The 11,697-nt window shown below is 36.8% G+C and carries 6 protein-coding genes; all 6 read right to left on the bottom strand.

Going from position 1 to position 11,697, the window contains the following annotated elements; all coding sequences use genetic code 11:
- Window positions 1-404 precede the first annotated feature (404 nt).
- Window positions 405-1,436, bottom strand: coding sequence for a LacI family DNA-binding transcriptional regulator (locus ABEB31_RS15520; protein ID WP_347052549.1), 1,032 nt, complete (start codon window positions 1,434-1,436; stop codon window positions 405-407).
- 61 nt (window positions 1,437-1,497) lie between these two features.
- The gene (locus ABEB31_RS15515) at window positions 1,498-2,439 is read right to left on the bottom strand and encodes an ROK family protein (protein WP_347052548.1); all 942 of its coding nucleotides are present in this window, start codon (window positions 2,437-2,439) and stop codon (window positions 1,498-1,500) included.
- Between the two features lie 551 nt (window positions 2,440-2,990).
- Window positions 2,991-6,233 carry a TIM-barrel domain-containing protein gene (locus ABEB31_RS15510; protein ID WP_347052547.1) on the bottom strand — a complete coding sequence of 1,081 codons (3,243 nt, stop codon included), beginning with the start codon at window positions 6,231-6,233 and terminating at the stop codon, window positions 2,991-2,993.
- 111 nt (window positions 6,234-6,344) lie between these two features.
- Complete coding sequence (locus tag ABEB31_RS15505; RefSeq protein WP_347052546.1) at window positions 6,345-8,453, bottom strand: RICIN domain-containing protein; 2,109 nt, start codon at window positions 8,451-8,453, stop codon at window positions 6,345-6,347.
- 158 nt (window positions 8,454-8,611) lie between these two features.
- Window positions 8,612-9,775 (bottom strand): SusE domain-containing protein, encoded by a 1,164-nt coding sequence (locus ABEB31_RS15500; RefSeq protein WP_347052545.1) that lies wholly within the window; start codon window positions 9,773-9,775, stop codon window positions 8,612-8,614.
- Window positions 9,776-9,791: 16 nt separating this feature from the next.
- The gene (locus tag ABEB31_RS15495) at window positions 9,792-11,684 is read right to left on the bottom strand and encodes a RagB/SusD family nutrient uptake outer membrane protein (protein WP_347052544.1); all 1,893 of its coding nucleotides are present in this window, start codon (window positions 11,682-11,684) and stop codon (window positions 9,792-9,794) included.
- Window positions 11,685-11,697: the final 13 nt, after the last annotated feature.

Here is an 11,697-nt window from a genome sequence, read left to right as displayed (position 1 = left end):
CCGGTAATTTTTAATCTTTAAAAACTAAATGACTTTAATAACTTATTAACTCATAACAAACATACTAAAACGTTTTAGTAAAAAAAAATTTATTTTACTAAATATAATTTTACTGTTAATATTTGAAGATATTCCTGAATTTAACGAAATCCATTAAAAATTATGCAATAAAATATAGCGAAAACGTTGTAAAACAGTTGTTTCTTAATTAAAAGTTAAAACAAGAAATTGTAAAATAGCGGGAATTTGCTTCCAAAAAACGATGAAAGGCACCAGCAAAAAGACGAATAACTAAAATGAAGGTATGAAAGATGAAAATGTACAAAAAAACCCGCCCAAAAATCAATGGTAAATCCTGATTTTTGGGCGGGTTAATTTTTTTAAAATCTATCGTATAAAATGTATTATTTAGTCTTTTTTAAAGAAGATTCACGGATGATTAATTCTGTTTTTAAAACGATTTTCTGACTTCCTTCTGCAACATCTTTATTCTTTAAAAGAGGCAGCATAACTTCCATTAATTTAGTGCTGATTTCAACTAATGGCTGAGCAACAGATGTAATGGTCGGATCGTAAATTTTGAACATATCATTATCATCAAAAGCGATTAATCCCAACTCTTTTATTAAATTTTGATTTGTTTCTTTTAGTACTTCTAATCCGCTTTGTGCAAGATAATTGGTAGAAAAGAAAACAGCATCTAACTCTTTATTCTGTTTGAAGAATTTCGCAATATATTCCTTTCCTTTTCCTTTAATAATTTCATTAAAGGGAATCTGAAGAATATGTGGTTCCAGACCATTTGCTTTTACTGCTTTTTCATAACCATGTAAACGACCGTACATCTGGCTCTGATCTGATGCAGTACTAATAAAGCAGATATTTTTAAACTTATTATGAATCAAATGCTGTGTAGCATCAAACGAAGCCTGCTCATTATCGATTACTACACTGTTGCAATCCAGTCCTTCATAAAATCTGTCTAATAAAATTACGGGAATATTATCTTTAATTAAATTCTCAATAGTATCCCGGATGCCTGGAGAAGGCACAATAATGAATCCGTCAACCTGGCGAAAATTAAACAAGGTTATTAGTTCGTTTGCTTTTTCATCGTCGTTTTCGTTACTGCAAAAAATCACCTTATACCCCTTTTCGTATGCAATGTCTTCAAAAATACGGGCGAGCTGGGAAAAGAAATTGTTTGAAATATCTTCGACCATGAAAACCAATAACTTAGATTTCCCTGTTCTAAGGCTTTGTGCTATCTGGTTGGGTCTGTAATTAATTTCTTTGGCATAGTCTAAAACCTTTTTTGTAAGCTCCTTAGAAATATGTTTTTCTTTTGCTTTACCATTTAGTACGAAAGATACTGTGGTTACAGAGATTTTCAATTCTTCTGCAATATTTCTAATGGAAACAGGTTTTTTCTTCATTCTTTAGATTCTTTTTATTTTAAATCCATAATATTTTTCAAATATAGTAAAGTATTACGTATTAGAAATAAGGAAGATCTGCCTTAATTCTTTGCCAGAAATTTTCATTATACAAATAACTTGAACCTAAAATAGAAGTCTGCTCGGTATTTTCTATTATTGAAATGTCTAAATCGATACTTTTACTTTTTAGATTGTCTCTGAATTTTGGTAAAAACAGCCTATTCGATTTGGCAATATTACCTCCCAGAATGAGATGATCTGCTTCAAAATCTGTTATATAAGGAATTAGAAAATCGCTTAAATTATTGGCAAAATCATCAAATATTTTGTTTGTAGAAAGCCCCTCAATTCCTGCAATTTCCTTAACTCCATCGGTTAGTTTAATTCCGGTATTAATTTCGTATTCTTTTAAAAACCATCTTGTTGAAAAATAACTGTCTGCAATTCCGTCTTTAAAAGGTTTATCCCATAAACATCCATTATGAGGTACGTTGTCACCATGTGTTAAGGGTAATTTATTATCCAGAAAAGCGGCTCCAAACCCAGTTCCCAAAGTAACAGAAATTATTCTTCTGGCTCCTGCCGATTCTGCTGTAAGTGATCCTCCGACACCAAAGCAACTGGCGTCATTGAGAAATCTGAAGCTTACATTTTTAGCAGTTAAATATTTTATCAGTTCCTGCGAAATGGAAACGTTGTATAAAGATTCGTATTTATCATTTCCTTCAAACATTGCAATCCCCGATTCGTATTGAAACGGGCCCGGCATAGAAAAAGCAATTCCGATTTTATCCTCCGGAGCGTATTCCGGCAGTTCCTTAACAGCCGCAATCGTCTGATTAATTATTTCTGCCCATTTCTTTATTATAATTTCTTTAGAAGCCTTACAATCTACCGGCCCGCTAAAATATGTCTGGGGAATCATCACAAAGCTGTTACCATTTACTGCTGCACTGCTAATGTGGCTTCCACCAATATCTACGCCTATTGTTACTGCCATTTCTTATATTTTTATAATCTATACTGGTTATTATTTGGTTTATTGGTTCTAATATATCTCAATGAATATTTTTATAGTAAAATGAATTTCAAACGTAATAAGAAAGATTTTCAGCAGCTGATACTTTATTGTCAAAAAACAATACTATTTACGTGTATAGTTTTGCTGCTCTATAGCTATCAGATTGATACTTCAAATATTTCAAATGGCTGTTTATGGTTCTGAATAATCTCAAAAATAGTAAAGAGACGCCTTCGCTAATTATTTAGCTTTTATATTAAATAAATCCGAATGCAATTATTTATTTAGGAATATTTTTTCCTATTACTAGTTTTAACTTGAAATTAATTTGATTTATTCAAAACACAATCAGAAGTCACAAATATACTAAAACGTTTTAGTATAACAAATAAAGTGTGATTTTTTTTATGCAGCAATAAAAGAGGGATTTGTGGAGTTTTTATGATTTCAAATAATCCACTTTTTAGAAATTACAATAAAAAAAAGGATGAACAAAATGCTCATCCTTTAATTCTACTAACAATTTTATTTTAAATAGAAGGAAATAAACTGTTTCTTTTTATTTTATCTGATGAGAATTCTACAGAAATTCCGTCTCCATAATTTTCCTGAAAATATTCTAAACGAATTGGAAGAAGTCCTTTCTTTAATTTTATTTCTGATTTCTTTTCGTCAAAACCATGCAATCCATCATTGTCGATAACAAGCTCATTGTTTATAAATAATTTACTTCCATCATCTGATGCTAAATAAAAAGTATATTTTCCATCCTCAGGAATATTTATAAAACCATTATAAACTAAACCGTAATTATTGGATTCATGCTTAATTTTCTTCAAATCGAAATCCGGAGCATATCCTTTTTCGGTCGGTGTTAGTTTAGAAAAATCAGGTAGTTTACTCCATTTTCCTTTATACAGGCTATAGTTTAATCCCGTTTTTTTATTGTAAAATATTTTAGAAACTACCGAACTGCATGAGCCATCTCCTGCCGGACAAGCAATTGCGTTTACCCGCGCCGGTACCGAAACTTCAAAAGGTTTGGTATAAAGCTTCGATTTAGATGATGGCACAGAACCATCTGTAGTATAGTAGATTTTATCTGCTCCTGTATTAAATTCTACTTTTGCTTTTGCATCAGAATCCAGTTCACTTTCATTCTTGAACTGAGGTCGTTCTGCAATAGTACCGTACGTTTTCAGTAATTCGTAATACGGTTTATAGGCTTTATTATTTTCACTGATATCCTGAATAGTCTGTAATGCACTGTTCCATCGGTCTTCAAATCCGTCTACTTGTTTTTTAATATCCGAAATATTATACTCTATATTCTGACCAAACTGAGAAAGCGACATAATTTCAAAAGGGCTGTACAATCCGTCATTCCAGTCATTTAGCAAACGGAACGATTCAAAATTTTTCATGTATTTAATTTGTCCTTTTTTACCGGAAAGAAGCTGTTGATCGTAATTCTGAAATTCTACCTCAACACGAATCGCTTTATTGGTTGGCAGTTCCGGAACAAACAGTTGTGTTTCAAAATCATCTCCCGAATACGACCATGTTCCGGTTTTAGCAACTGCACTGTACGGAATATTCTGGCCGTTTACAGTTACTTTAGCGGGCGGAAAAGAACATGGAAAGCGAAGCTCATAACCACGTGAGGTTAACATTCCTGGAAATGAACCTTCTGCCGCCCCAATTACAATATTGCTTTTATTTCCGGTTTGTTCTGACGTTACTGTGGTAAAAGTGAAAGCATTCTTTTTGAAATTATTGTTATTTCCTTCATCTTCATAAAGTCTTAATGATCCTTTTTTACCAGGATAAAAAGAAAGAATCAATGGGTTTAAAGGTTTCTCGTCTGTTCTTTCTACTTTTGGCTGCATCGGAATAATAGCACCTTCTTTTACAAAAACCGGTATATCTCCCAACGTAAAAGGCATAGTAACTTTTTTTCCTCCTTTTATAATACTTCCTGTACTGCATTCGTACCATTTTCCTTCGGGAAGCCATGTTTCCTGCTGCACAGCGACTTTATCTTTTTCGATAGGCTTTGTGATCGGATTTACGATCATGTCGCGACCAAACATATATTGATTAGGGATTGAGTACGCATTTTCTTCCTTTGGATATTCATAATACATTGGATGAACGGTAGAAACACCAGTTTCATAGGTATTTCTTGCTTCATTGTATAAATAAGGAACCAAAGAATAACGCATAAGATAAGCTTCTCTCATAATTAAAAAGTTATCCAGCGGATAAGCCCAAATACGTCTTTCGTGCTGTGGCGCCGCCGTCGCGTGCGTTCTGAATATCGGACTAAAAACGCCCCACTGAATCCATCTTGTGTACAATTCAGCAGTACCTGCATCACCCTGATGTCCGCCAATATCGTGGCTCCAGTAACCAAATCCAACATTGGCAGCAGTAGAAGTAAAATAAGGTTGATAATTTAATGATTCCCACGTTACAAAAGTATCACCCGAGAATCCGATCTGATAGCGGTGATTTCCTAACCCGCCCCAACGGTGAAAGATAAGCGGACGCGCTTTATTCTGGCGTTCCATATCACTGTAATGCACATAATTAAGATAGAAAGTTGGGTTAACACCGGGAATATTGGTGCTTCCCCATTGCTGCCAGTCCAGCCACCAGAAATCGACACCTGCTTTTTCTATTGGGTGCAAAATCAGGTTCATATAATTGGTTGCAAACTTTTTATCTGTAATATCAAAAGGCACATATTTTTTGGAAGCTGGATCAATTCCCATTGCTTTTGCCATTTCCGGATAAACGTCCTCATAAGGCTGAATTCCGGATGCAGGATGAAGGTTCAGACAAGTTTTAAGATGCTGCTCATTCGTCCATTGCAGAAACTTTTCCGGAGAAGGAAACAAATTTTTATTCCACGTAAATCCTGTCCATCCGGAGTCTTCTCCTGCCTGATCTCTTTGTCTTTGTCCGTTCTTAAAAAATTCAGGCAGCGATTTCACATGCCAGTCCATATCGATTACAAAAACATCAAGCGGCACATCATGTATTTTGAATTCACCGACAAGATCACGAAATTCTGTATCCGAATATTCTCTGTATCGTGACCACCACGCACCAAAAGCAAATCTTGGAGGCATAGCAATTTTACCTGCAATATCAGTAAAGTCTTTTAAGGCCGCTTTATAATCAGAATCATATGCAAATAAATACAAGTCCTGAGGCTTATCTCCAGGACGTGCCATTACCCACGACCATTCTGAATTATCAAATAGCGGGCGTTCGCTGTCGTCTACCAAATACCAGCCATCACGCGAAATGATTCCCTGTTCCAATTCCTTTGCCGCACCATTGACATTGTCTAAAGTCCGGGTTGTTCCCAATAGATTTTTTGTGTTGGCAAGACCTGGTTTCCATGTGGTTGTTTTGCCATTTACCGTAAATTCAACACTCAGGTTTTTGTCTGTAAACCTGCCTTCTGTTGTTTTGTAATTCAGCCTGACAACATCCGTTACAATTTGCAGTACACCGTTACTTTCTTTTTTGGTGAATGACGGTACTGGAAGGTTTCGGTTTACAAATGTCAATGAAGCATTATCTGTAAACTTGCCATCTGCACTCCATTCCATACGAATGACACGCGGCGAAAGTACCGTGAATCTGGCATTGCCTGCCGTTACAATTGCTTTTGGATTTGCTTCAGGTTTATATTCCTGAGCTGTTAAAGCGGCCGTTGCCAGACAAAAAATTGTAACTAAAAGTTTTTTTGTTTTCATATTATCTTTTAAAATTAATCTTAAAACAAATACTTCAAATCTTTTCATAAAAACCCTGAATTTAAACAATTTGAATGATTTTATTTGAAGTATTTATTCCTTTTACTACGTTTATTTTTTAATAAATCGTTTGGTCATTTTGGTTCCGTCTTTTTCAAAAACAGAAAAATAAATTCCTGTTGGTAAATCTGAAACGTTCAAACTATTCTCTTTTATAATTTGCTCTTTTACTAAATTTCCGGTTTCAGAGAAAACACGAATGTGGGTTCCCGTCATTTCTGAAGTAAAGAAAATGGTATTTTTTACCGGATTCGGATAGATATTTAAAGAAGACAAAACAGAATTTTCTTTCTCTGCATCAGAAAATTTGGCTGTACTTAAAGTTGCCGTTGGCTTTATTAAATCCAGTTTCCAGCGTTGCGCATCATTATTATTATCTGTCCACTGATGCACGTTGGTACCGGGTTCAGCAAGATTATTTACCACGTCCAGACAAAGGTTGGTATTCTTGTGAGTCAGTTTAAAATAACCATCCGGCATGAGTTCAATTTTCCAGCGCTGTGCATCGGTACCAAGATCCGACCATTGCTGTACATTGGCTCCGGGCTGAGTGCTGTTGTTAGAAACATCAAGAACCTGAGTAGTCCCTTTGTGCGTTAATTTATAAAAACCATCTGATTCTTTTGAGATCACCCAGCGTTGTGCGTCGCTGTCATTACTGGTATACTGCTGTACATTGGCGCCTTGCTGTGTACTGCCGTCGCTTACATCCAGACATTGTGTTGTTCCTTTGTGAGTGAGTTTATAAGTACCTCCGGAAACAATTGGAACTTCAATAAGATCCAATTTCCATCTTTGGGCATTCGTACCAAGATCCGACCATTGCTGTACGTTGGCTCCCGGCTGACTGCTGTTATTGTCCACATCTAATACCTGAGTTGTTCCTTTGTGGGTTAGTTTACAATAACCATCAGACATGAGCTCAATTTTCCAGCGCTGGGCATCGGTATTGCCTTCCATCCATTGCTGTACATTTGCCCCCTGCGTACTGCTGTTTTGAGAAACATCCAGAGACTGATTGGTTCCTTTGTGTGTTAACCTGTAATAGCCATCTGCTTCAAGGGTTATTACCCATCGCTGTGCATCACTCCCGTTGTCTGTACTTTGCTGCACGTTGGTCCCTGACTGGTTTGAATTATTCACCACATCCAGACACTGATTGGTTCCTTTATGGGTTAATTTATAAATACCTCCGGAAATGATACTTTGTGTAGGACAGGATTGATTTGGAACTCTTGCCGGAACTCCGTAATTGGTCATATTAACCGGTTCTATTAAATCGGCAGCATTAAAATACATTCGGTCAATTGCTATTTTTCTCTCTCCTGATGTTCCGTTTTCATACCGATGGTAAATCATGTAATACTCATCACAATCTCCTATTTTTAATACACCGTGATGACCCGGACCTTTATCCTCTGAGTTTGAACTTAAAACTTTTCCGCGATAAGTCCAAGGTCCCATTGGCGAATTGGAAGTCGAATACTGTACATTGTAGGTGTCATTAAACCATGCTCCGTTAGAATACATCATATAATAAATTCCTTTTCGCTTCACCATATAAGGCCCCTCGGTATAATTTTGAGGCGTGATATCTGTCGGACCTGTAGCGAGTGAAACCATATCGGCATTAAGTTTACGGACAACCATTCGGCTCTTGCCGGAACCGCCGTAGTAAATATAGGCCTGCCCGTCATCATCAATAAAAACATTTGCATCGATAATATCGTCGGTGTAAGGGTCTGTCCCGATAAGGGGTGCTCCAATATCTGTGAAAGGTCCGGTTGGCGTATTCCCCACAGCTACTCCTATTTTAGTTTCGGCAGTGTAATAAAAATAATATTTATTGTTGCGGAAAACCACTGCCGGAGCCCAACCATTGTATTGTGACCAGGGACTGTCCGGAAAAAGATCAAAAATTAATCCTTCATCCTGCCAGTTGGTAAAATCGTTTGAAGAATAAGCATGAAACTGAGTGCCGTAAATAGCCGTTGTATAGATATAATATTTATTATTAAAATAATGAATTTCGGGATCTGCGCCTGTAAAAAGCGGATTACCACTAAGCTGTGCCTGCAGTGAAGCCACACATCCCAACAGAGTTAATAATATTGCGAAACGTAATCTTAAACCATAACTGTATATTTTTAATCGTATCATAATTTGTTTTTTTATTAGACATTTTAAAACAACATTTACTTTTTTCTGAAAATCATTCAATAAAGTAAGTACACTAAAAATTTGTTATTCTGCTGAAAACCGAAGCATTCCAGCTTTTCAATATAAATGAAAAGCTGGTCTGACTTCACTTTAAAAAATTATAACTTTTTCAGCACAATTGTCATCTTAGCCGGATTAACGGTAAGTTCATATTGTCCGGCGGTTTCAATTACCCATTTATTATCGGGCTGACCGTTTGGCATCAGCAACATGGTGGTATTATCTGAAGGGCCGCCTTTAATCACGGTTCCATTAGAAGCCGGCATTAAGTTTTTGCCGTTCCAGTTTCCTAATTCTAAAGGAAGTTTAAATTCACCGGCATCAAATTGCCCTTTATATACAAATACTTCCGGATTTTTTGGATCCCATGTCATTGGTTTTGCTTTACCAATATCCCATCCAATACCTGTTATGGCATTCCCGACCATATACACATTTTCATAAGGAACATAACCAAAAGCATATATCGCCTGATCGATATCCATGTAGAAAGAGTGACGGCCTGCTTCTGTAACTTTAAAGACATTGTCATCTGTTTTAGGATTGGTGGTGTTGTACACAATTTTATTTCCCGCTGCCGGATCGTATGATGGTAATTCGCTGCCTGGTTTTTCAATTACTTTGAATGAACCTATTGCAAAATCTCCTATGAAATTATAAATTACCCTTTCTGTTTTCTCAGGTAAACTTTTGCCGGCGTTATAATCCCAGCCGCCACTTATAGCATCGCCCACCATAAATAATGGCAATGGCCCCGGACTGTAACTGGTAACCGCAAAACTGGAGGTTGAAACTTCCGGCAACTGATATTGTTTACTGTTATTCACCTGTGCAATAATTTGTACCTCCAGATTTGTTAAAACACCGCCCGGACGTTTAAAATTCTTCAATAACAAAGAATTTAGCTGTGCCACCGTATACGATTTTGTAAAGACACCTTCCGGAATTTCTTCTGTAATAGTGGTGCTGGTTCCCGGCGAGGCGCCTTCACCAAAATTATTTCCTGAAATATCCATTCGGAAAAAGTAAGTCAGATTGGTACCTGCTCCTCTTTCGTTTCCTTTTGTCCAGGTAAAAGTAATGGCGTTTGCACTTTCATTTTCTTTAGTCAGTATTATTTCTTTTCCCGAAAGGGTTAAGGTCATCGGATTGGCAAAATCAGGTTGCTTCAGCCAGTCCGCATTTTCAAGTCCGTTGTCTGTACAGGAGAACAAAACCAAGATCATCATTACAAATGAGATACTATTTTTTATATTTTTCATTTTCTTCTGATTTTAATTATTTGTCCCAAAAAGGAGCCTGAATTAAATTTGGATTTTTCTCAATTTCTCCCAGATATATCGGAAACCAATAGAAAGATTTTCTGTAAACTCTGGTCTGATATACTGTTCGTTGATAGAATTCTGAGGCATTTTTACCATTAAAATTCATTCCGTAGAAAGGACCGTTTAAAACCGCTTCGGCAAGTTTCCATCTTCTTAAATCATCATAACGAATTCCTTCAGTACACAGTTCAACACGTCTTTCCATTCTGATAATTTTTCTCAGGCTTTCCTGATTATTATCCACATGAATGTTTTGTGCATCTGTTCCTCCGTACGTATAGGTTCTCACTCCTGCTCTTTCTCTAATTCTGTTAAGATAAAGTAAGATCTCAGGATTTCCCGGTTCTGTCTCGTTAAGTGCTTCGGCATAATTTAAATATGCTTCTCCTAAACGATATAAAATACCATGACGCGGAGCAAAATAATTAATCGTCGGGTTTCTTGTAGGATCTGTTCTTTTTCTGGCCAGATAACCGTTTTGTGGCGCATCGTGTGTATTATTATTGTCTTTTGCACCGTTAAAAAACTCTAATTTTCTTCCTTTATCTTTCCCTGCATTATCTCCGTCTGTATACCACGCATTATTAAAATTAACGGCCAGATAAAATCTCGGTTCACGATTGCAATACATGTTATACGTACCGGCCACTGTTACAAGTCCCGGACTTTTCACTTCGTTAAATTTTGTGATGCCGTTGGTCCAGTATCCATCTTGCGAAGAGAAACCTGTTTCTACGTATCCTGAATTAGGATCGTTTATAGGAAGCCCATTTGATGTAAAAAAGGCGTCGACCAAAGATTGTGTTACTCCATAACCTCCGGCTCCTCCGGCTCCTCCCGGTGCTGTATGACGGTCATACTCGCCATTTTCTACACTCACCCGCGCAAATAAAACTTCCGTATTGCCTTTACTAACTTCTAAAAGATGTAAATTTTGACACGATAGAAACGGATCTATTTTTCCTGCGGCGTTTATTTCTGTATATAATTTATGCCCTGCTGCCTCTGCGCTAAGAATAAGGTCTTTACTCGCATCTGCAGCAATTCTCCATTTGTTTGCATCATAAGACTGATTGAATAAAACCTTTCCGTCTTTTGTAACCTGACCTGCGTATTCTGAGTTTCCATTAACAAGCGGACTTGCAGCAAAAAGAAGCATTCTGGCTCTAACAGCTTTACACATAATCGAGGTAGCGCGTCCAAACTTTCTTCCGTCTGAGTATGAGGTCGGCAAAATTTGTTCTACCTCTCTTAGTTCTTTATCTATCCAGGTTACAATTTCGTCGTAAGGAGTCTGTCCTACTTGTAAATCAGTCAGATTGTAATCTACAGGCGTGATTTCATCCGGGCTAAACGGTATTGGGCCATACGTATTGAGCAATATAGAATAATAATATGCTTTAAGAAAACGACATTCAGCGATCATTAACTTAACCTCATCTTCGTTTAAGTTCTGACCCGGTAATGGCTTGATGTTTTTTATAAGAAGATTGCATTCTCTTATTCGTTGTGGAAGGCTGTTCCAATAACTTGGACTCCACTGTGAACCCACTGACCAGTCACCCAGCGCAAATGGTATTACCTGCCAGCCGTACTGACGCCATCTTTCTGACGGACTCATATCATCTCCGAGAATTTCCCATCCTATACTTCTCGTATATCCCCATGTTGGGTCTGGAATTCTGGAATAACATGCGGCCAGCCAGTTCTCGGTCTTTGTTTTACTTTCAAAAACACCATCCAGAGTAAGTTCGGTATCACTTTCCTTGTCCAGATAATCAGAACAGGAAGAGGATAGTAATAAGCCTAAAAAAAGGAATATCGATTTAATGTATATCTTTTTCATTTTGATTGATTTT

It is taken from the genome of Flavobacterium olei, assembly GCF_039749035.1.
Classification (GTDB): Bacteria; Bacteroidota; Bacteroidia; order Flavobacteriales; family Flavobacteriaceae; genus Flavobacterium; species Flavobacterium olei.
This window is presented reverse-complemented; position numbering and strand designations above follow the sequence as displayed.